The sequence below is a fragment of the Pedobacter sp. ASV1-7 genome, assembly GCF_040203335.1.
GTDB lineage: Bacteria > Bacteroidota > Bacteroidia > Sphingobacteriales > Sphingobacteriaceae > Pedobacter.
Window position 1 is genome coordinate 117,925 of sequence record NZ_JBEHBV010000002.1, and the last position, 22,277, is coordinate 140,201.

Annotated in this window: 17 protein-coding genes; 8 read left to right on the forward strand and 9 right to left on the reverse strand. The window is 35.7% G+C overall.

The features are described 5' to 3' along the window. The first annotated feature begins 11 nt into the window (after window positions 1-11). The 4 genes from ABDJ41_RS05660 to ABDJ41_RS05675 are packed head-to-tail and all read left to right on the forward strand — an operon-like array spanning window position 12 to window position 6,303. Window positions 12-3,395 (forward strand): SusC/RagA family TonB-linked outer membrane protein, encoded by a 3,384-nt coding sequence (locus ABDJ41_RS05660; RefSeq protein ID WP_349784839.1) that lies wholly within the window; start codon window positions 12-14, stop codon window positions 3,393-3,395. Between the two features lie 9 nt (window positions 3,396-3,404). After that, window positions 3,405-4,784, forward strand: a complete 1,380-nt coding sequence (locus ABDJ41_RS05665; protein WP_349784840.1) for a RagB/SusD family nutrient uptake outer membrane protein — start codon at window positions 3,405-3,407, stop codon at window positions 4,782-4,784. 11 nt (window positions 4,785-4,795) lie between these two features. Further along, window positions 4,796-4,987 carry a hypothetical protein gene (locus ABDJ41_RS05670; protein WP_349784841.1) on the forward strand — a complete coding sequence of 64 codons (192 nt, stop codon included), beginning with the start codon at window positions 4,796-4,798 and terminating at the stop codon, window positions 4,985-4,987. A 38-nt stretch (window positions 4,988-5,025) separates the two neighbouring features. After that, on the forward strand, window positions 5,026-6,303 hold the full coding sequence (locus ABDJ41_RS05675; protein WP_349784842.1) for a hypothetical protein: 1,278 nt from the start codon (window positions 5,026-5,028) through the stop codon (window positions 6,301-6,303). 176 nt (window positions 6,304-6,479) lie between these two features. Here ABDJ41_RS05675 and ABDJ41_RS05680 read toward each other — a convergent pair whose 3' ends face one another. Further along, complete coding sequence (locus tag ABDJ41_RS05680; RefSeq protein ID WP_349784844.1) at window positions 6,480-8,345, reverse strand: glycoside hydrolase family 2 protein; 1,866 nt, start codon at window positions 8,343-8,345, stop codon at window positions 6,480-6,482. A gap of 97 nt (window positions 8,346-8,442) precedes the next feature. On the opposite strand from ABDJ41_RS05680, the gene ABDJ41_RS05685 reads away from it, so the two are divergent. The 4 genes from ABDJ41_RS05685 (at window position 8,443) to ABDJ41_RS05700 (ending at window position 11,816) form a co-directional block, all read left to right on the forward strand. Beyond that, window positions 8,443-9,105: an HAD family hydrolase gene (locus ABDJ41_RS05685; protein WP_349784845.1), complete on the forward strand. Its 663-nt coding sequence runs from the start codon at window positions 8,443-8,445 to the stop codon at window positions 9,103-9,105. Window positions 9,106-9,242: 137 nt separating this feature from the next. Further along, window positions 9,243-10,061 carry a universal stress protein gene (locus tag ABDJ41_RS05690; protein ID WP_349784846.1) on the forward strand — a complete coding sequence of 273 codons (819 nt, stop codon included), beginning with the start codon at window positions 9,243-9,245 and terminating at the stop codon, window positions 10,059-10,061. Between the two features lie 83 nt (window positions 10,062-10,144). Beyond that, window positions 10,145-11,602: a L,D-transpeptidase family protein gene (locus ABDJ41_RS05695; protein WP_349784848.1), complete on the forward strand. Its 1,458-nt coding sequence runs from the start codon at window positions 10,145-10,147 to the stop codon at window positions 11,600-11,602. A gap of 40 nt (window positions 11,603-11,642) precedes the next feature. Then, the gene (locus ABDJ41_RS05700; protein ID WP_349784849.1) at window positions 11,643-11,816 is read left to right on the forward strand and encodes a hypothetical protein; all 174 of its coding nucleotides are present in this window, start codon (window positions 11,643-11,645) and stop codon (window positions 11,814-11,816) included. A 152-nt stretch (window positions 11,817-11,968) separates the two neighbouring features. On the opposite strand, the gene ABDJ41_RS05705 is transcribed toward ABDJ41_RS05700, so the two are convergent. The 8 genes from ABDJ41_RS05705 to ABDJ41_RS05740 form a co-directional block, all read right to left on the reverse strand. Then, a complete protein-coding gene (locus ABDJ41_RS05705; RefSeq protein ID WP_349784850.1) occupies window positions 11,969-13,072 on the reverse strand; it encodes a hypothetical protein in 1,104 nt (367 codons plus the stop codon). Between the two features lie 29 nt (window positions 13,073-13,101). Further along, window positions 13,102-14,154 (reverse strand): DUF5017 domain-containing protein, encoded by a 1,053-nt coding sequence (locus ABDJ41_RS05710; protein ID WP_349784851.1) that lies wholly within the window; start codon window positions 14,152-14,154, stop codon window positions 13,102-13,104. Window positions 14,155-14,181: 27 nt separating this feature from the next. Continuing rightward, window positions 14,182-15,774, reverse strand: a complete 1,593-nt coding sequence (locus tag ABDJ41_RS05715) for a RagB/SusD family nutrient uptake outer membrane protein (RefSeq protein ID WP_349784852.1) — start codon at window positions 15,772-15,774, stop codon at window positions 14,182-14,184. 27 nt (window positions 15,775-15,801) lie between these two features. Continuing rightward, the gene (locus ABDJ41_RS05720) at window positions 15,802-19,206 is read right to left on the reverse strand and encodes a SusC/RagA family TonB-linked outer membrane protein (RefSeq protein WP_349784853.1); all 3,405 of its coding nucleotides are present in this window, start codon (window positions 19,204-19,206) and stop codon (window positions 15,802-15,804) included. 197 nt (window positions 19,207-19,403) lie between these two features. Continuing rightward, window positions 19,404-20,624, reverse strand: a complete 1,221-nt coding sequence (locus ABDJ41_RS05725; RefSeq protein WP_349784854.1) for a FecR family protein — start codon at window positions 20,622-20,624, stop codon at window positions 19,404-19,406. A 127-nt stretch (window positions 20,625-20,751) separates the two neighbouring features. Continuing rightward, the gene (locus ABDJ41_RS05730; RefSeq protein ID WP_349784855.1) at window positions 20,752-21,348 is read right to left on the reverse strand and encodes an RNA polymerase sigma factor; all 597 of its coding nucleotides are present in this window, start codon (window positions 21,346-21,348) and stop codon (window positions 20,752-20,754) included. Window positions 21,349-21,472: 124 nt separating this feature from the next. Then, window positions 21,473-21,670, reverse strand: a complete 198-nt coding sequence (locus ABDJ41_RS05735) for a hypothetical protein (RefSeq protein WP_349784856.1) — start codon at window positions 21,668-21,670, stop codon at window positions 21,473-21,475. Window positions 21,671-21,895: 225 nt separating this feature from the next. Then, on the reverse strand, window positions 21,896-22,120 hold the full coding sequence (locus ABDJ41_RS05740; protein WP_349784857.1) for a hypothetical protein: 225 nt from the start codon (window positions 22,118-22,120) through the stop codon (window positions 21,896-21,898). Between the last annotated feature and the right edge of the window lie 157 nt (window positions 22,121-22,277).

The following is a 22,277-nucleotide window of genomic DNA, read 5'->3' on the forward strand; positions in this document are numbered from 1 at the left end:
CCTATATAATTATGCACAAAAAGTCTACTTTCAAGAGTTTACCAGCTCTTGGCCTTGGCTTGCTTACTGCGTTGCTCATTGCAGCTCCAGATTCAGCGGTACAGGCTCAGGATGCTAAAAGACCAGTACCAACTAACGACTCAATTCCTGTCGTTACAGTATCTGGCGTAATCAAAGATGAGCAAGGCAATCCGTTACCAGGTGCTTCGGTGATGGCAAGAGCCATTCGCAAAGGCATTAGCACGGATAGCGAAGGTCGCTTTTCAACTATTGTCCCTAAAGGTTCCGTCCTCCATATCAGTTATGTAGCGATGGTAACTAAAGAAATCATTGCAGATAAAACCAAATCTGTAAATTTGGTTCTTAAGTCTTCAGATGCTTCATTGAGTGAAGTAGTCGTAACAGGCTACAATCAAACTACTACCCGCCGTATTACAGGGTCTATTGCTGTAATTGATGGTGAAGAATTAAAAAATAAACCACTACAAAACGTTGATAAATTGCTACAAGGTAAAGTAGCAGGTTTAGCCGTAAGTTCAGTAAGTGGTCGTCCAGGGCAATCGGCAAGTATTCGTATCCGTGGTACTAATACCATTACCGGTAATGCTGAGCCATTATGGGTTGTAGATGGAGTTCCATTGCAAAAAGACATCCCAAACATATCATCCAGCCAGATTAAGGCAGGTGATTTCAATACAATTTTCTCTGGTGGTATTGCTGGAATTAACCCAAATGATATTGCTTCAGTAACTGTATTAAAAGATGCTTCGGCAGCTGCTATTTATGGTTCAAGAGCTGCAGGCGGAGTAATTGTGGTAACTACAAAAAGAGGTGAAATTGGTAAGATGCAAGTTTCTTACTCTACCAACGCTTCTTTAACGATGGCACCACAGCGTGATAATAACCTAATGAATTCCAGAGAAAAACTAGCCTGGGAACAACAGTTATGGGACCAGTTCTCTGCCCCTGGATTTGCTAATCAGAGTTATTATCCTACTATTGGTTTGGTAGGTATGGTCCGTTCTGGTAAAGATCAATACGCTGGTTTATCTAAAGCAGAACAGGATGCTGTAATTGCTAAAGCAGGTGAATCATCTACGGATTGGTTTAATGAGCTGTTTAGAAACTCTTTTTCTCAAAGTCATTATCTGTCATTCTCTGGTGGTACTGATAAAAATACTTATTACCTATCTACAGGGTATAGCAATAATAACGGTTTGGTTCAAAAAACAAGCGCTGACCGCTATAACGTGAATGCTAAAATAAACTTTACACCGAACAGTAAATTATCTTTTGGCTTCATTACAGATCTTTCTTATCAGACTTCCAAAGGTCCATCTACAAGTCAAAACTTGTTTGAATATGCATATTATGCCAATCCGTACGAAATGCCTTTCAATGCTGATGGTACATATAGAGGTGATCAGACTTATTTTAATCTTAAGCAACTAAATGGTGGAGGTTATGATATCAACACTCCTCCAAATGGTGTCAATGTTTTTCGCGAAATCAATGAGACCTCAAGTCTGGCTAAAAACTTTTCTGGTACAGTAACAGGTGATTTTAATTATAAGTTTAACAATAATTTTAAGTTTGTTGGAGTAGGCTCTTACTCATACACAGATAATCAAAATGATAACATTAATGGAAGATACAGCTTTGCTGCATGGAAAGATCGTTTATATTTTGATCCCCCAGCAACTTCAAAAAGAACTTATGGTTCTATAGCGCAAAATACGAGTAATAACAGTAGTTATTTATTGCGTGGGCAATTCCAATATGATGGGGTTTTAGGAGTTAAACATAACCTTAGCGCCCTTGCTGGTAGCGAGATCAGAAGACAACAAATGAAGAGTATCTTCACCAAGCGTTATGGTTATGATGAGATAACCGGAAATTCATCTATGCCCATTAAGCCTAAACCAATAAATAGTGACAAGATCGATTATAATGATATGATTTCTTATGCTAACATGGTTGATGGCTTATCTGGACAAAGTCTTTCAGAAGAAGCATTTGCTTCTTTTTACGCTTCGGTAGATTATGCTTATAATAAAAAATATATTGCCAGTTTAACTGCCCGTACTGATGGTTCTAATAACTTTGGTAGTGACCAACAATTTAATCCGGCATGGTCTTTCGGTTTATCCTGGAATGCTGATCAGGAGTTATTTTTTAAATATCTGGAGCCTGTTTTTAGTTCATTGTCATTCAGATTGTCTACTGGTTACACCGGAAACGTAAACAAAAGTGTATTTCCCCAATTGGTGATGGATTATGATGCTAATTTCCGTAAAACATATGATGATTATTACCGTATGGGAAGTATTGGTAATGCGCCAAACCCTAACTTACGCTGGGAAAAAACACAAGACGTAAAGGCTGCAATGGACTTTGGTTTACTTAAAAACCGTATTCATGGTTTGGCAGAGGTTTATTATCGTAAGAGTACTGATCTGATCACTAAATTAAAAGTGCCTAGCAGTACCGGCTTTAGCGAACAGAGTTTTAACACCTCAGAAACTACCAATAAAGGAATCGAATTTACCTTAAGTACTTTAAATATTAAATCACCAAATTTCTCTTGGAGCACATCAGTAAATGCTGCCTATAATGTAAACAGGTTAACAAAGTTCACTTCTACAATGGGTGCAGGTTTGGCTAACTCCGGACAAATTGTAGGCTATCCATTAGGATCAATCTTCTCAGGTAAGGTGATCGGTATCGATCCTGGAACAGGAATTTATAAATATCAGCTGCGCCCTGATTCTAAAATTACAGGTAATGAAGGATTAAGGGATATTAATAATTATCTTTTCTATGTTGGACAAGGAACAGCTCCATTAACAGGTGGTTTCTCTACAACAGCAAGGTATAAGGAATTCTCATTAAGTATTGGAGGGAACTATGCAGTTGGTGCTAAGGTGATTAATAAGATCAATTCACCTTCAACCTCTAGTATGCTTGAAAACATGGGCTCTATCCAAGAAAGTTTGCCAAACGCACAAAATGACCTGTATGTAAATCATGTTAATATACCAAGATCATGGGCTAACAGATGGACACCTGATAATCCTATTGTAAATGGATTACCGAGATTAATCGATGCTTATGGTACACCATTATTATTGAGCATAAATAACCCTACAGGTACTACCATAACAAATGCAAGTTTAATGGAGAACGTATCTTATTTACGTATTGGCTCATTAACTGGCGCTTATTCATTACCTTCAGATTTAGTTAAGCGTTTAAAACTGCAATCTTTAGGTTTCTCTTTCTCTGTAACTAATTTATTCACCGTTACCAATTACTCAGGCATAGATCCAGAAACACCAGGTGCAGTCTATCCGCTTACCAGGTCTGTATCCTTCGGTATCAATGTTGGTCTATAATTTATAATTATGAAAAGAATTTATATCCTTACCCTTTTACCTTTGCTTGCAACATTTATTTCCTGCAAACAATTTCTTGACATCAAGCCAAATGGTAAAACCATTCCTAAAACTACAGATGAATTTGCCTCCTTGTTACATAGCAGACTTAATGAAATCGATTATGCTGATAATGGAGAACCTCTACTCGGAAGTATAAGCCGTTTAACTGATATTGAATATTTTTCTGATAACCTTGATGCTAATCTAAACATATACCCTGGTGGTAACAATTTACCTGTTTATGTTGGAAAGAAATTAAATGAACAACAAACCCGTTATTCAAATCTTTATCAGCGTATACGTGATTGTAACATCATTATTGACAACTTGAACACGGAAGATACTGAGGAAAGCAAAAATGTCTTAGGTACAGCTTATGCGATACGTGGCGTAGCCTATTTCTTGTTGCTACGTGAGTTTTGCGAACCTTATCAGGGTGATGACCAATTGGGCGTACCATTAGTAACACGTTTTGATATGGAAGAAAAACCATTGCGCAGTACTTATGGGCAAACTATCCATCAAATTGAACAGGATTTAAACAAATCAATTAGTTACCACGTGTCTGATAAATTGTTTCGCTTTACTGAAGATGTAAGTCATGCATATTTGGCTCGTTTACACTTTTGGACAAGAAACTGGGATAAAGCCATCAGTCAGTCTATTCCATTATTAACTACTTACACCATGCTAGATACAGTTGAATATAGAGCAATGATTCAAAGCAAAAATACCCAACTTGGTAATACTCTATTACGTTCTTATGTATTTAGTGAATATAGTGCAGATCTCAGTTACAGCAACGAATCTCAGGCTGTTCAATATCGTCCTACGTCAAAAGAGTTTTTCGATTTGTTTATTGAAAAGGAAGAAGATGTTAGATTCAATATTATTTTCGGTAAAAAACGTATAAACAAGAAAAACTTCTTTGCTGGTGTACGTACAGACGAAATGGCTTTGATACTTGCAGAGGCTTATGCACACAAGGGTAATGAAGATAAAGCTTTAGAATATTTAAACCTGATTCGCAGCAAAAGGATTCCTAGTTATGTAGCTTATACTATTAGTAATTTACCTGCTGTATCAACTACTGCTTTAATCAAAGTTGATGCTAATGGGAAACCATTGACGCCTTTAATACAGGCAATTTTAAATGAGAGAAGAAAAGAGCTTTACGGAGAGGGTGACCGTTTTTGGGAGCTTAAAAGAAATGGTAGTCCAAGTTTTTGGGTAGCATCTAATGGACGTAAATACACAACACTTCCTTACATGTACACTTTCCCAGTTCCTAGAACTGATATGCAAATTATTAACGGTCTGATTCAAAACCCAGGTTACATCAATTAAAATACTGATTCATGAAAAAGAGATTAACATTAGCAACTATTGCATTAGGCGTATTGACTTTTGCGGCTTGCAAAAAAGAGAATGAAGTACCACCTAAACAGAATAATTATATAATAGAATATACTATTCCTGCTCCTACCTTTCTTACTGACGTAGAGAGGGATATTTTGGATGCAAAACGTGATGAATGGGATAATTTATAGTCACCACTATTTTAAACAGTAATTATAAAATAAAAAATATGTTTAATAACAATAGATTATTAAAATTTAGAAATATACTTGGAGCGGCTCTCCTTGCTGCTGTGACACTTGTCTCATGCGGGAAAGACGATGAACTCTCAAAAAGAGGAAATGTACTGGAGTTTGAGACCACAACTTACAGTATACCACAGTCTGGCGAGTTGGTTATGAAAATTGTAACTACAGCACCTGTTTCCTCCGATGTAAGCATTCCATTTACTATAAGTGGCACAGCAGAGAAAGGAATAGATTTTGATCTTTCTGCGAGTGCTTTTGTTATTCCGGCCGGATCTAAAATTGGTGAAGTAAAAGTAACTGCTAAGCCTTCTTTCGATCTGAATAAGTCATTTAAGGTAGTTTTGGGAAGTATTCCTTCTGGAATCAATGCGGGTAATCTGCTCTTTACTGAGGTTTCAATTGGACCAAAAGACATTCTTATTTATTCTTTCGAATCTCAAAAATTAAGTATGACAGAAAATGTTGATGTTAATCTTACATTAACAGCTGCAGAAGGTACTTTTATTTCACCCACTGAAATGAGAATACCTGTCGAACTAATTCCAGGTACTACAACTGCTGTTGAAGGTGTACATTTTAGTTTTGATGGCCTAAAAGAGTTTGTAGTTCCTGCAGGAAAACTAAGAGCTACACTTAAGCTAAAATTCTTAAAACAAGAGGTTGGTAAAACGACTATCGCTTTAAAGGTTGTTCCAAAAAATAATCATTTTGTTGCTGGTAACTTTAATAGGACGAATATTACTATTGATGGTAGTAATTTCAGCAGATTAAAAGGTACCTGGAAATACAAGGCCTTTACTAATAGAAATTGGATTATAGAGAATATCTGGGGCATGGATGATGAAGCTTTGTTTCCAAAAAATAATACTGATGATTTGATTATTATTGATGAGACCACTTTAAATGTACAAATGACCGGAGATTTGAAAAATTATTTCAGAACTGCTACAATTACAGATAAAGGAGAAGTAACCGAACGTTTACAGGAAGCTGGATTTCCTCCACCAGCGGTAAAAATGCAATTGGTACAATTATCTGCGGCCAATGTATTCTTTTCTCCACTTAAACAAAAAATACGTTCCACAGAGTTAGGATTCCGTGTATTTGTAGAGAGTGGCAAGGATATTCTTGAAGTAACTGTCAGGGATTATGAACCAACTGATTTCCTTTCTAATACTTATGAGATGTATAGTTCATTCGGTGATGTTCCGGCAATGAAAACCATGCCTCTACGTTTCCATTTTGAACGTGTAAATTAAGAATATCCAATTTTCAGATACAAAAAGCGACTGGTTCTAAAAAGCCAGTCGCTTTTTTAATTTAATTGCTTTCGGCTACTACTTCCCTATTCAAATCTTCTGCCTTTATGACTAATACTGGAAATGTAAAAGATAAGACCAACTACGAACAGCACACCTCCGATAAAGTGCTTTAATTACCTATAAAGTTCCTTATGCATTTCATTCAATTCAGCTTCTGGAATTTTAACAACTTTCCTATCATAAGTCATCAAGCCATTAGTTTCAATTTCTACATCAGTCGTCTGTGTATAAACAGCGGCAGATAGCCCTTGCGGAATCAATCGTACCAAGTCTTTAACCAGACCAGCATAACGCTTTTTAAGTTCCTCTTTTGTTTTAAAACTCTGATATCCCCAGTTGTCCTTTTTCTGCCATGTATGTCCTTCAATTGGCAAACCTAAACCACCAAACTCACCCAAAACCAATATCTGTTTATCACCAAACAAATCAGCACGAGGCATCAGTGCATCAGGATAATTATGAATATCGAATATATGGCCAGCCGGAAAGAAATTACCTCCACTAGCACTATTCACTAATCTTGATGGATCGTATTTCATAGTCCAATTTGTTATATCTACAGTTTTAAACTGTCCCCAGGCTTCATTAAAAGGCACCCAAACCACAATAGATGCGAAATTGTACAACCCATCCATCATTGCTTTAAGCTCCTTACGATAAATAGCTTCCGATTCTGCTGTACGGATTTTATCATGATTCCGGCCAGAAGTTAATCCGGGTCGCATGTCCCAATGGTTGCCTCCCAAATCACCACTGGGCATATCCTGCCAAACCAATAACCCTAGCTGATCGCAATGATGGTACCAACGGGCAGGTTCAACTTTAATATGCTTACGAATCATGTTGAAGCCCATTTCTTTTGTCTTTTTCACATCAAAAAGTAAGGCTTCATCCGTTGGGGCAGTATATAAGCCATCAGGCCACCAGCCTTGATCTAAAGGTCCATATTGAAATACAAACTTATTATTCAATAACATACGCTGAACACCATTTTTATCTTTACCCATTGCGATTTTTCGCATTGCACAATAAGATGAAATCATGTCTATAACCTTTCCATTTCTCAATACCTTAATTTCAAGATTGTAAAGCTTAGGTGCATCTGGCGACCATAGTTTTGCATTGGGAACTGATAGCGAAACCGCTTCTCCTGCGCTTGCTACCACCCTGTTTACCAGCTGATTTCCATCCAACATATTAACTTCAACTTTATCACTAGTCATTGCATTTTCAACATTTGTTTGAACTTGCATTTTACCCCCATCAATATCAGCAGTATGCTTAGTGCTCGCAATGTACGTGGGAGGTAAACCTTCAATCCAGACAGTCTGCCAAATCCCAGTTACAGGTGTATACCAAATTCCCCTGGGTTTTACTACCTGTTTTCCGTTAGGCTGAGGACCTTCATCAGATGGATCCCATACTCCAAGCACAATTTCCTGAGTATTGGACTTCATCAAAAACCTAGTAATATCAAATGAAAAAGCATCATATCCCCCTTCATGTTCTCCTACTTTTTTGCCATTTACATACAATTCACACTTCCAATCTACAGCACCAAAATGTAAAAGAACGCGCTCCTTGTTAATGTTCTTGTTTATTCTGATTATCCTTTTATACCAAAGGGTATTATCTTTACCAACACTTTTTGCGACGCCAGACAATACAGATTCAACCGGATAAGGAACGATGATCTCTCCATCAAATGAACTTGGTATAGCTCCAAATTTACCTTTTGTGATACTATAATTCCATTTACCATTTAAATTTTGCCAGTCCTTTCTTACTAATTGTGGTCGTGGATATTCTGGTAAAGGTTGATCCGGATTAACTTTGGCCGACCAGGGTGTTCGTATAGGATCAGTATTAATTGGAGTTTCTTTTTCCTGTGCATAAAGCGTTTTTGAACTAATCAATAGTGTTGCAATAAACACCATCACTAATAAACCATAATTCAGTATACTAATACGTTTATTCATGTGTATAGGTTAATCAATATGAAATATTTGGTTGATTTAAAATCACATTTAAATATAATATTAAATTACCCCAATCTTTTATGCATATTGGTTGCAAATGAACAATACTAATCATACTACGGAAATCAAATGTATCATATTCGATTGCGATAACGTACTTGTTGATACAGAATCTACCTTAGTTTCAGTTCTTATTGACATGGCACGAGAATATGGTGCTCAAATGGACACTGAAGAAGCAATCAGATTATTTAGTGGCAGGCAGCTATTACAAAGTATCAGGATCTTAGAGCAAACATCGGACGTTACTTTTCCCAATGATTTTGAAAAAAGATTTAGAGTAAGACTCTATGATGAATTTCGTAAAGGTGTTCAACCCATTACAGGTGTAAAAGATTTATTGGAAAGTTTAAAACTCCCCTATTGTGTTGCCTCTAGTGGGCCTAGAGAAAAGATTGAACTCAACTTAGGACTAACCGGATTAATCGGTTTTTTTGATGAAAGCAGGATTTTTAGTTCTTATGATATTGATAGCTGGAAGCCAGATCCTGATATCTTTTTGCATGCAGCAAGCGCCATGGGCTTTTCACCGTCTGAATGTGTTGTAATAGAAGATAGCCTTGCAGGAATTGAAGCAGCCAGGAACGGAGGTTTTAGGGTATACGGATTGACAAATGGTTATAATCAACAAGAACTATCTGATCAGGGAGCTATAGTATTTGATGAGATGAAGGGCTTACCACAGCTTTTAAATATCTAATCTTTTAACCAGGTTAAAAAGGGTAAATACATTTCAGGAATTGTTTTTTACGGTTCAATCATCAAATAACTCATCTGAGTTGACTTTTTCAAAAACATATAAACATAACTTGTATTATTGGATATAATGATAGAATAATGAAGAAAATAATTGTTGCAACTGATTTTTCAGTAGAAGCAGATAATGCAATGCATTATGCTGCCACTGCTGCTTCCGATGGTAAATATGAAGTGATACTTTTCACCTTGCAGAATATATCCATTCATGCGCTTAATTCAAGAATTTCGCCAGAAGGACTAGACCAGCTGTTAAAAAAGTATCAGGAAAAACTAAATATTGTTTCAGCAAAACTATCGGCCGACTATGGTATCAAAGTAAGCCCATATTTTGCAATGGGTGATTTTTATGAGGAACTTCCAAAATGCTATGAAGAACACAATGCAGATATGGTTGTTTTAGGTATGGCACAAAAATCATTCGAACAGGATTTATTAGGAAATACAACCACCCAATCATTACATCGATTTAAGTTTCCAATATTGGCAATTCCATTATCTGTAAAATATAAAGGAATCAAAAATATACTCTTCGCCTGTGATATTGTACGAGGAGTTCATAAAGAGGTTTTAGAAAGTGTAAAATCCATTTCTCAGGATTTTGGGGCAAATGTTGAAGTATTTCATGTTTCAAATAAAGTTGCTGAATTAAAACAAGAGCAAATCAATAATCACCTGAAAGAGATAAAACAGGAGTTTAAGGGGATTAGCTATCAATATAAAAACGTCCAGTCAAATGAGATTTTAAAGGCTATTAATATTGAAATGCAATCCATACAAGCCGATTTATTGATTATGGTTCCATATCGTTATGGTTTCTGGGCCTCTTTGATACATAAAAGCAGAACCCGGGTGATGGCATCCAGTAATAATATTCCATTACTTTCTTTACCACTGTAGCCTGGATTAAAACAATTGTCAATGGCTAAACGTTTTTATAACAGCAAGTTGAGCTGAATATTAAAATCGAAATAGGCATTACCATGAAAGAAAGCTTGTATAAACCAGCAATAGTTTTATTGTTATGCTGTACAAGCTTGTCTTTATCTTGCGGGACAAAGCGAAACATTATTGTGAATGTTCCGCAAAAAACATCTTTGAGTCTTTCGAATGAAAATAAAAAAGCAAAATATTTAGATTATCGGGAAGAATTTAAAAAGCTTTTAAACAAAAAGAAACTCCTGCTTCCCTTTTCTGAATTAATTACTGAAGCATATCAAAAGGTAAATCATCAGCCAATTCTGGTTACCAAATTCCTTCCAGAAAAAAATCTACAGATTTTACTAGATTATTTAGAAAAATGTGATGAACATGGATTGGATACAACTCTTTTTTATATTCCAGATATAAAGGAAAAACTGGCAGCAGTTAACGCTTCAAAATCCTCAGATTCTCTGAGAGCCTACCAAAATTTAGTAAAGTTAGAATTGGCCACTGCAACTGCCCTGATCAGATATAGCATGATTTTACAATACGGCCTTGTAAATCCGGGTATTATATACACCGAAACGCAATATAGCACTCCTACCTTACAACCAGACAGCATTACCATAATGCATGTGTTTGAAGTAAAAGATTTAAAGAAATATCTGGACAGCATTCAACCCAAAAGTTCTGCTTACATCAAATTGCAAAAAACACTAATTGCAGCAAAGGAGAATAGTTCAACGACTACTGATGAGATCAGAAAGTCATTAGTTGTAAACATGGAGCGGTTACGCTGGAAAAACAGACCGATTGAAGAAAAGTATGTATCCGTAAACATTCCAGGTTTTACTCTTGATATGATCGATAAAGGCAAATCAATCCTCCGGATGAAAGTTTGTGTTGGAGAAAAAGGACAATGGGAAACTCCCCAGCTTGGTAGTAAAATCTTTAGAATACAGGTCAACCCTGTCTGGAATATCCCACAAAGTATTGCTCGTGATGAAATTAGTAAAAATGCTGCTCAGGATCGCTATTATTTATCCAATAGCAATATTAAGGTATATAAAAAAGGAGTGCTTATTCGAAATTCCGAATCTATAAACTGGTCTACGGTCAATCTCGATGAGTATTCATTTCAGCAGCAACCAGGAGCAGAGAATGCATTAGGAAAAATTAAATTTCTATTCGAGAATAAAAGTAGTGTTTATCTCCACGACACCCCACATAAAGTATTTGATCAGCCCATGAGGGCAATAAGCCATGGTTGTATAAGGGTTCAGAAGCCACTTGAACTTGCCTATGCGTTATTCGAAAAAGGCTCGAAATATGAACTGATCAAAAATGCAATGCAAAATGGATATCCCCGTGCTAAGTTTATTGACCTTCCACAACAAATTCCTATTAGAATTGATTATTTTACAGTTGGGCTTGACGCTAAAGGCACTGTTCATTACTATAAGGACATATATGATCAGGATCCTATCCTTTACAAAGCTATTACCAAACAATTTTAGATCTGTTTTGTTTAATTTCTAACACATTAGAATTTATTCCATGAAGAGAAGAAGAAATTTTATTATCTCTGGAGTTCTACTCGTTCTAGCAGGTTTATGTACCAATTATGCCTGGAATACTGCTAATAATTCATTAAGTGTAAATATAATGATTTTTGCTACGGCTCTTTTTATGGCTGCGATAGTAATTTTTGTCCTGAATTTCAGAGAGTAATTTATGGATTATTTAAGCAAAATATCAATTTCAGATGTCAGAAGATCTGATTTATGGAATGGTAATCCTACCAGAGTATCTGAATAATAAACACTCTGGCAGGGATATTATAACAAGCTCGGCTATCATTTCCCGGCTTCTGACTTTAAATATTAAGGAATATTATTAAAGTCTAACAATTGGTACTGATAAGCTCCATTATAGTAAGCTTCAGGTGGATTCTGAGATTCTACTCCAATTAATGCAACCAGATTATTATTATCATCTAAAATCTGCGTTAATGCAACAGGGTGCAAATTTCTCTGGTAGTCAGGAAATTCAGCAGCAGTTGGTAAACAGGCACAGAAAAAATGATAAGCCATGTGTCTTGAATTATTCTGACTTGATAAATGATAAATAATTCCAGTACGTGCTGTAGTGCAACTAGCACCACAGGAAGATGATGTAGGTTGATAATAGTGCGTTGTATTAGCCGGAGTTGGAGATGAAGGTGTGGTAAATGAAGATAGATTTAAACCTGTTGTTGTCCATCCACTAACCGGTGTAATAACTGGTGTAGCTGTACCTGAAGATGCATTAGCTGTTACCCTTCTACTATTTGCAGAAGTAAAATTAACAAAAGGAATCATTTCTGTAATGGTTTTGTATGTGCTAAAAGATGATTTACTTCCATAGCCTCGACCGTGTGTAAGACCATAACTGGAACTCACAAATGAAGCTCTTGCTAAGGAAGAGTTAGGATTGCTTATCGCCCACTCTTCGGTACTCCCGGCAGCTAGTGAAGGACTTGTCCACGTAATTGAAAGTGTGGTTCCACTATAGGTGTATGTTCCACTCCAAGAGACATATTGTCCGGTTGGATATACCCATCCCCAAGGGGTATATGTTGAACAGTTTTTTGATATTCCATCAAAAGTGCACAAATGAGAATTGAAAACAGATTTACCTTTTTTCTCAGAACTGTCCCAGGTCCATACAGTTGCAGCAACGGTTCCTGTGGAGGCTTTGAAAGATAGATTAACAATGCGTTGAGTTGTAGGGCCACTGGTGTCAAAATTACCATTTACCCAAGTAAACCTTTCCTTTCCACCAGGAAGTGGCTGTGCTGAAGATATTATTGAAGACATTTTCCCAGTCATTTCAGGGCGCCTTTCTAATGCGGCTCCTTCTTTACAGGATACAAAGCAAAAAAATATAGTGGTCAAAATTATAGTTAACTGTATAGATATAGCTAGTTTTAATTGTCTATTGTTCATATTGATAAGTTTTATAATTATATTTCATTTTAATCTTCAATAGTAACTTCTATTACTTTAGATTCCTGATGCCTTTCTCCATTACTATCTAGTGTAGTAGATACAAATCCAACTTGGTAAATGCCTGATTTTAGATATACCTGTCCCCAATTACGGAGTGCTGTATTACCTGGTGATTTAATAGGAATGGAAGAACTAAATCCACCTAATGTCTCTTGCACTCCATGAAATCCTTTACTTACAAGCCATAGCTCTTTGCCAAGAGAAGTTGTACCACTTTTTCTTCTTATGGTAAACCTATCATTGTATTGAGGTCCAGCAGTATATACCACTTCAGCTTTTTCATTAACATCCTCATCAATCTGTACAAGATTAATAGTATTCTCACCTGGATTACCAGCCTTAAGATGACCAATTAGCTCCTTTCTATTACCTAAAACAGAATACCAAATTGGTGATTGTATTAAATAAAAAGGTCGTTTAGGGTGATTATCGATCATGCGAAAAGCAAAATAAAAAGGTTTGCCAATAACTGTTAAATCAGATAAATTTATTGGACCAGCTGGTTGGGTACTGGCTAGTATAGGAGGAAATGTAACCCTATTCGTAACATTTTGCCATGTGGCTCGCTTAACACCTCCAAAAGTATAGTCCCCATCGAAATCGGTTGATACTAAAAGAGAGATCTTATCCCATGGAATTGGACCCCAATCCGGATTAGCAATCGGCCAACTTGCAGCAGCTAAATTAAATCTTATAAAGAAATCCAGTTCCATTCCAGAAGGCATTTTCTTTCCGTTTCTAAACTCATATTCATATCCGTAAATTCCCGAATAGTAATCGATTGATTCTGGATTTCCTTCCAGTATGAACTCTACTCTCTCCCCGACTTTATAGGTTTTATTAACTTTTAGTTTTACATCAAAAGGTATATTTACCGTATTTTCAGTTTCATTTGGGTCTTCATCTTTAGGAAAAACTTTGGCTTTAGTACAAGCCTCCATAAGCAGACTTATACTCACAAGCATGTATAACATTTTTCTCAGCATCACATTTTTTTTTATCAGGTTTAAATTCTCCATAATTAAAATCTCTTTAAATAAGCTCATTTACCTCCATAATGGATGTTGCTTCAGTGCTTTGTTTAGTCCAAGTTCATAAGAAGGAATAGGATAAATCACATGCCGTTGAGAAGCATTTTTAAAAGTAAGAGATTGCCATGCCTCAGGACCGAGATCGACGTTCATCTGTACCAATGTTTCTTTCATGGTCTCTACAAATATGCCCCAACGAATAAGATCGGCCCTACGCAATACCTCATAGCACAGCTCTTTTGACCGTTCATCTATTATAGATCTAAAAAAAGTATGCTTTGCTATTCCTTGTGGTAGGTCATTTGCGTCCACATCCGTAGCCCCTGGCATCAATTTTCCGAATCCTCGCCTTCTCACCATATTAATTGCCTCTAATGCTTTTGGGTCGCGTCCCGCTCCATTAATTTCGTTTTCGGCTTCTGCATACATCAGTAATACATCTGCATAACGTAATAATGGGAAATTGATAGGAGTTGGTTGTCCGCTATTTGGCCTGAAGGTTTGGTATTCTCTTCTATATTTACCTGCATTTCTGTTATACAACTGGTTTTCAGCAAATGGAACTTTACCACCAGATGCGTTATAACTGAATGGAGCTATGTTCCAATCTCTTCTTAAATCACCTGGTTCATAAATTCTATAATGCTTTGCAGTTGAATTAATTCTACCTAGTGAATATCCGATGTCATTGGTTGTACTTGAATTCCTTATACCTATCCAGGATCCAACATATCCGCCTTCCGAATTAGCATCTGTATTCGCACCATAGTGCTCTACTTCCCAAATACTTTCTTTAATATCATATTCATCCCGTGCGTATTTTATAAAAATATCAGAATAATCAGGATTTAGTTTATGCCCCGCTCCAAAATCATCCATCACTTTCTTGGCCCAAAATCTTGCTTTTTCATATTTGCTAACATCTTTTACTGGCTCCCCTGCCATATTCAGACACACCCTGGCTAATATCCCTCTAACTGCAGATTTACTAACTCTCCCTCCAAAACCTATTTTTTCTATTGGGTCTACAAGTCCTTCTGCTGTTTCCATATCTGTAATGATCTGTTCATACACTTCCTTTGCGGGAGTAGCAGGTATATCTACTTCTTCATGATTCGAAATAGGCTTAAGATATACGGGTATATTTTCAAAATTTTGAACTAAAAGGAAATAATAATACGCTCTCAGGAACAACGCCTCCCCCCTAACCCTATTTCTATAGGATTCGGCTATAATTTTATTATTGTCTACGTTAGCCAACAATGCATTTGCCCTTCCAACCCCTTCATAAATTGACCTCCAAAACCATAAAATATCCGGATCGCTTACCGAAAAATTGTATCTGTATACACCAACAACACTTGCCTGCACACTATAAAAACCTTCATCAGCTTCCATATTGTGAAGCGTATGCATATAGGCACCATAAAGTCTGTTCATACCTAGTCTATCATACACACCTGCCAAAGCAAAATCAAGGTGATCTTTAGTCTGATAATAAGTAGAAGGGGCAAAAAAATCAACTGGCTCAGTCTGCAAAAATTTCTTGCAAGAACCAAGTGTTATTATCGTAACAATTATTATTAACTTCAAAACTATATTTTTCATATTCTCTATTCTTTAGAAGGAGGATTACTAAAACTGTGCTTTTATTCCGGCTACAAATGTTTTGTTTTGTGGATAAGCAGAATAGTCCAACCCTGGGGTAAGCACACTATTCCGAACTGCTACTTCAGGATCAAAACCTGAGTACTTTGTCCATGTCAATAAATTTTGTCCAGATACCATAACAGATAAATTGCTCATTCCAGCTTTTTTTATCAGTTGTTTTGGTAAGTTATAGCTTAGGGATACTGTTTTTAAACGTAAATAAGATCCATCTTCCAAAACTCTTGATGAGTGATAGCCTTGCGGCCCCCCACCGTTTGTCCTGAAATTCTTACTACTCTGATTCTCATCGGTCCACCGATCTGAGTACGATGCATACTGATTCACATGAGAAAGAGATGTTCCATTTCCCTCAAAAATCAGTCTGTTTGCATTGTAAATATTGTTACCATAATTCCATTGAAAGAATACATTCAAGTTAAAGTTTTTGTAGGAAAAATTGTTGGTAAAGCCTCCGAAATGCTTTGGTAAGCCTCGTCCAATCACCGTCATGTCATCTTGAGAAATTCTGCCATCTCCATTTTGATCTTTGTACTTTATATCTCCCGGCCTTATATCGGCTCTAGGAGTTCCATTATCAGATATCCCGCTTTTAAGAAGATAAACACCAGGAGAAACTTCATCAAAATCAGCATATTGATAATTACCCAACCATTCATACCCCCAGAACTGTCCGGCGGGTTCGCCAATCCTGGATATATTAAAAGCATCTGTATAAAAGTAATGTGTTGAGTTATTTCTGAACATTTCAAACTGCCCACGGGTCAATTCTAACACATTATTTTTATTAAAACTGATATTAAAACTAGTTTCCCAGCTAAAGTTTTTATTGACAATATTTCGAGTATTTAAACTGAACTCCAGACCATCATTGCTCAATTTTCCTATATTCTGATAAACACGTGCAAATCCAGTAGCATAAGGTAAATCGGCATAGAGTAACATATCATGTGTAATTCGCTTGTAAGCATCTACTTCTAATTTGACACGATTTTTAAAGAAACTCAGATCGAGACCAATATCTAACTGTTCAACAGTTTCCCATTTCAGTTTATCATTGCCTAATCCATTTGGATCCGGAATTACTCCTTTAGTTGGCGATTCATTATTGAAAGAATAAGAAGCAGCAAGAGGGAAATCCAGATTTGGTAGATACCCAAAATTACTGATTCTGTTGTTTCCTGTCATACCATAACTTGTTCTTAGCTTGGCTGTAGATATGAATGTTATATTTTTGAAGAATTTTTCCCGATCTATATTCCACGCAAAAGCACCGGAAGGGAAATATCCCCATTTATTTCCATTTGGAAACTTAGAGGATCCGTCACCTCTAAAGGTCGCTGTTAACAGATACTTAGATTTATAATTGTAATTCAACCTACTAAATACTGAAACAATAGAATACAAACCGCTAGAAGATGATGATAAATAAGGAGCACCCTGCCCCACACCAGCCATTCCCAATTCTTCGTTAGGAATTAACATAATGTTTGTACCATAGCTTTTATTGTTTCCACCACCTAATGAGAAACCCAACAATGCATTCATAGTATGATTCCTATTAAATCTTTTGTTGTAAGCAAGTGTATTTTCATTTAGCCAAGTCGATACTGTACCATTCTGAATACCAGCTTGTACACCTCTGTTATTTCTGGGAATAGGCAATCCTTGAGGTGTACTAGAATTATAAAAAGCCTCTCGTTCAGAAGTGTTGTCTCTTATATTTCCAGTAGCTTTAAAGATCAGATTATTAGTAATGTTATAATTAACAAATGCATTGACAGATAATGAACGGTTATTTTGTACATTATAAGTATTTAAGAGCTGCTTGACCGGATTTACTCTTGTCGAGTTAGGATCATCAGGGTTTACGAGATCATCCAAATTCTCATCCGACAAATCAATTTCTTCACGTCCTGTAACAGGCCTGTAGCTAAAAGTAGTGTAGAAAATCCCATTAGAAAGATTAGTTGAAGAAGTAGATGCCAAAGAAGCTTGTGCACCATAAATTCGGTTAAATGAAAAATTACTTACAACACCCACTTTCAACTTATCGGATAATGTGTGGTTCAATGAAATCCTCCCCTGCTTTCTTGAAGTTCCAGTATTTAGAATAATACCCTCATTGTTGAACAATGATCCTGACAATGCATATTGTGTATATAAATTACCCCCTCTTATTGAAAGGTCGTAAGTCTGCATTGGGCTGGTTTTAAAAACTTTACTCTGCCAATCAATCCCATTTACGGACCGATAATCATCTAGTGTCTTTCCATCTTGCAAATAAGTAGTTCTTGCTATCGATGCTCTGAATTCATATTGGTACTTAACAAACTCATAAGCATTCATCATTTCAACTTTTTTTCTTATTTGGTGGTATCCGAAGGTTGAATTAAACGCGACTTGTGGTTTTCCAGATTTTCCTTTAGCAGTCTCTATTACAATTACACCATTGGCAGCCCTGGAGCCATAAAGAGCTGCTGCTGAAGCATCTTTTAATACACTGATAGATTCAATATCATTAGTATTGAGTGTAGAAGGATCAAAATCCTCTATTGGGAATCCATCGATTATATACAGAGGTGACGGATCTTGGGAAAGAGAACCTGGACCACGTATAATAATGCTTTGCATCATGCCTGGTTGCCCTTCAGCTGTAGAAACTTGTAGTCCGGCAACACGTCCTGCCAACGCTTCAGTAAAAGTTGTAACAGGTGCCTTTACTACATCTTCTAAATTTACTGTCCCCACAGACCCAGTGAGGTCTCTTCTGGAAACAGTACCATAGGCAACAACTACTGTTTCTTCGAGATTAATATTGCTCTGTTTTAATTTAACATCAATTTTAGACCTCTTTCCTACAGATATTTCCTGAGTTGCAAACCCAACATAACTAAATACTAACACAGCAGTTTCACTTTGAACAATTATTTTGTAATTCCCTTTTACATCTGATACAGTACTAGTCTGAGTATTTTTAACTTTTACACTTACTCCTACCAATGGTTGTCCATTTTCATCAGTAATATTTCCTGTAAGAGTTATAGGAGACAGAGTGGTAATTTTTGTATTGCTGTTATTTTTAATAACAACAATTTTATCCTCATTATTAAAAAACATTTTAACATCTTCCCCTTCAAAGCACTTATCAAGAACTTCTTTAAGCATCGCATTATTCATGTTCAAAGTAATCGGCTTGATTTTTTTCAAAAGTGCCCCATCTGAAGTAAAAGTATGCCCCGTTTGTTGAGTTAACTTGTAGAAAACCTCATTTATTGTGGCATTCTTTACCTTAATATTTACTTTTTGAGCATAAGAAGATGCATTCACTTGTAAAAAGGCAAGCATCAGGAATATAAAGCTGAGTTTCATGATTAACAGTAATTTATAGGAATAGCAGAATTGCTTCCTACATATTAATGCAGTAAAATTTTTATACATTTGGTTTAGTTTAATTAATTAGCCTCAATTAGTTAGTTATTCTATCCGGCATCATTAGTTGCCGGGAAACCGGGAGTGCTTGCAACGCTCCTGGTTTTTGATAACTGTCATTATCCTATAAATTTTGATTAGTTATTTTTCTCTTCTATTACAATTATCCTCCTTCCTTTACCAAAAGCATCCTGAGGATAAACTTTGAATTTTACTTTATTAGTTAACTCTATTGACTTTAAAAGTTTTAATACACTCCTGGATCTCAGGTAATTTCCATTAAAATAGATATTTGACATATCTCCTTCATATTCAACCTGCAAATCATACCAATTAGACAGATCTGTCATTATTTCTTTAATATTGGCATTGTCGAAAACAAAATATCCATCTTTCCAGGCTATTTGATCAGCTGCATAAGGTATCTCTTTTATAGTTATCTTATCATTATTATTTAAAGCCATCTGACCAGGCTTTAAAATTATCGACTCCAGAGTGTTTTTATCTTCCTTTTGAAGGGAAACTTTTACAACTCCTTCAAGTAAAGTCGTTTTAATTATTCCGTGATTATAAGTATTAATGTTAAAATGTGTACCCAAAACTATAACCTCCTGTTTGTTCGTATGTACAACGAAAGGCTTCGTCTTATTTTCTGAAACTTCAAAATAACCTTCCCCCTTTAATGTAACTTTTCGTTCTTTTGATGGAGAAAAAGAAACAGGATATTTTAAAGAAGAGGCTGCATTTAACCATACCTTTGAACCATCAGGTAAATTAATCTGATATTGTCCTCCCTTGGGAGTTTCTATAGTATTATATTCTATAGAATTTACATTTTCATCACCAGAGATTGAATAAATCAACTGCTCTTGTGCGCCCTTTGTTATTGTAACTCCTGATTGCTTAGCTATTTGTCCTTCTTTTATATCAGATAAAGCTATTCGATTTCCATTTGCTAACGTGAGATAAACCTTATGGCTATCTTCTTTAATACTATTATTCGCCGCAATTCTAGTTGTTAATTTCTTATTACTTGATTTATGTATATAAAAGCCAATACTTAAACACAAAAGAACAGAAGCTGCAACAGCAATCCTTTTCCATAAATTGTAATTCTTTCTTTCTTTAGATTCAGTTTCGCTTTTACGTAGAACTTGACTTAAAATGCGCGTACGACTACTGACACTCAAGCTTAGTATTTCTGTTTGACTATCGAATTCCTCCGAGAGAAGATCCAGAATTTGTTTATTATACAATGGATCTTCCAAATAACCGAAAAACTCTGCCAGTTCAAGCTCTGTACATGCGTTAGACATATATTTCTTAAATAGTTCTAAAATCCGACTTGTATTATTCATGAAATAAAACAGCTTAAATTCTGGCCTGTGGTTTATTATATTGACACACAATTAAAATGTTCAGGTAGTCATTTTCTTTAAAAAAGAAAAAACAATTCATAAAACACTATAAATCAATTAGTTTATTTTACGTCCACGAATCAAAAAAGAATAAAAATATCTGGTAGGACATTCCATTTTTTATTAAATGTTCCCGAATACTTTTAAGGGCTAGTTTCATATGATAATGGACAGTAGAAACAGAAATATTCATCCTTTCTGCAGCTTCCTCATATTTCAGACCATCTATATGACATAAATTATAAACCATTTTTTGTTGTTCTGGTAAATGATCAAGCACTTCATCTAATGTTTTAACTACCTCTCGATAATCTATTATATTTTGAGTACTATTATCTTCATCAGATAAAGAAAAAATCAATTCTTGTCCTATCTTTTGCTTATGAGCTAATTGCCTAAGTAAGTTGAATGAATGATTCCGAACTAATATATTTAAGTAGGCACCAAAGTTGTTAATCGTTTTTAACTTATCTCTACCTTCCCATACTTTAATGAATATATCCTGGACAATTTCTTCGGCTATTTCTTCTGATCGCATCAACTTCCTGCCAAAAGAAAAAACATATTTTTGATAGTAATCAAAAAGTGAACAAAAGGCAAGCTGGTCTCCTTCGGCAATTTTAGCCAATAATAGTCTTTCGTTATCAAGAGGTTTAATTGCCATTATTCTAGCCAATGAACTTCAATAATAGTCATATTTTTTAATAGACTCAATGTATTTGCCTTTAATAAGTTAAACGATCTGCTACTATTGGGAGCTTATCTCCATTCTCAGTTAGGTATTGCCATTAATCGTCTGTCTTCACAGCTATAGGGAATAGCTGTCCCGAAGAAGAATCGTTATAAAAATCATGCTCCCTCAATCCAAGGTCATCATATTGCAAAGGAACAAGCCATTTACCCCTGGCATCGGTAAGTCCATATTTATGCCCTTTCTTAATTAATAAATATTGATCTTTACCAACAGCACTGATCTGATCATACAACAATTCCTAGTTTTAATTCACCGTTTTCTGGATTATATTTAGACAGCAGAATTTTTCCCAACAAAAAGAAATTGTCATAAAAGGCATTTACATGACAACTCATTAAGTGGAATAATAAAATCACCTTTTTTGTTAAGAAAACCCATTTTGGAATAATTCGTATAAATACCTGAACTATCTCTTACCACTGCGGCTACTCCAAGGCTATCAAAAGCGGCAGCCTTATCAAATCTTGCCGGTACAATTATCCATTATTATTCCATAATGATCTATAAGCCCATATTTTCCGTTTTTCCTGACCTTTGCAAACTGATAATTGTAAGGAATTCCAGAGTACCATTGTCCGTTATACTCTGTAAGTAAATCAATTTCATCGTAATCAAAACTGCTTAGTGGCTTTCCATTTATATGGACTATTCCGTAAGCGCCATCCTTTACTATATATTGCATGCTCATAATTTTCATCTCCATATGCTTTAAGAGCCCGATCATAAAAGTGCTGCCAATTCATATATATTATAGTTTAAGCATTTAATTTATAGGCATTAAGATAAATATATTAGGCTTAAATTTCTGCTTTTATAATTTGATAAAAAAAAGCAAACAA

Excerpts from the sequence above, each read along its gene's own strand:
- ABDJ41_RS05660 (WP_349784839.1), top strand. The coding sequence starts at position 12 with ATGCACAAAAAGTCTACTTTCAAGAGTTTACCAGCTCTTGGCCTTGGC.
- ABDJ41_RS05665 (WP_349784840.1), top strand. The coding sequence starts at position 3,405 with ATGAAAAGAATTTATATCCTTACCCTTTTACCTTTGCTTGCAACATTT.
- ABDJ41_RS05670 (WP_349784841.1), top strand. The coding sequence starts at position 4,796 with ATGAAAAAGAGATTAACATTAGCAACTATTGCATTAGGCGTATTGACT.
- ABDJ41_RS05675 (WP_349784842.1), top strand. The coding sequence starts at position 5,026 with ATGTTTAATAACAATAGATTATTAAAATTTAGAAATATACTTGGAGCG.
- ABDJ41_RS05680 (WP_349784844.1), bottom strand. The coding sequence starts at position 8,345 with ATGAATAAACGTATTAGTATACTGAATTATGGTTTATTAGTGATGGTG.
- ABDJ41_RS05685 (WP_349784845.1), top strand. The coding sequence starts at position 8,443 with ATGAACAATACTAATCATACTACGGAAATCAAATGTATCATATTCGAT.
- ABDJ41_RS05690 (WP_349784846.1), top strand. The coding sequence starts at position 9,243 with ATGAAGAAAATAATTGTTGCAACTGATTTTTCAGTAGAAGCAGATAAT.
- ABDJ41_RS05695 (WP_349784848.1), top strand. The coding sequence starts at position 10,145 with ATGAAAGAAAGCTTGTATAAACCAGCAATAGTTTTATTGTTATGCTGT.
- ABDJ41_RS05700 (WP_349784849.1), top strand. The coding sequence starts at position 11,643 with ATGAAGAGAAGAAGAAATTTTATTATCTCTGGAGTTCTACTCGTTCTA.
- ABDJ41_RS05705 (WP_349784850.1), bottom strand. The coding sequence starts at position 13,072 with ATGAACAATAGACAATTAAAACTAGCTATATCTATACAGTTAACTATA.
- ABDJ41_RS05710 (WP_349784851.1), bottom strand. The coding sequence starts at position 14,154 with ATGGAGAATTTAAACCTGATAAAAAAAAATGTGATGCTGAGAAAAATG.
- ABDJ41_RS05715 (WP_349784852.1), bottom strand. The coding sequence starts at position 15,774 with ATGAAAAATATAGTTTTGAAGTTAATAATAATTGTTACGATAATAACA.
- ABDJ41_RS05720 (WP_349784853.1), bottom strand. The coding sequence starts at position 19,206 with ATGAAACTCAGCTTTATATTCCTGATGCTTGCCTTTTTACAAGTGAAT.
- ABDJ41_RS05725 (WP_349784854.1), bottom strand. The coding sequence starts at position 20,624 with ATGAATAATACAAGTCGGATTTTAGAACTATTTAAGAAATATATGTCT.
- ABDJ41_RS05730 (WP_349784855.1), bottom strand. The coding sequence starts at position 21,348 with ATGGCAATTAAACCTCTTGATAACGAAAGACTATTATTGGCTAAAATT.
- ABDJ41_RS05740 (WP_349784857.1), bottom strand. The coding sequence starts at position 22,120 with ATGCAATATATAGTAAAGGATGGCGCTTACGGAATAGTCCATATAAAT.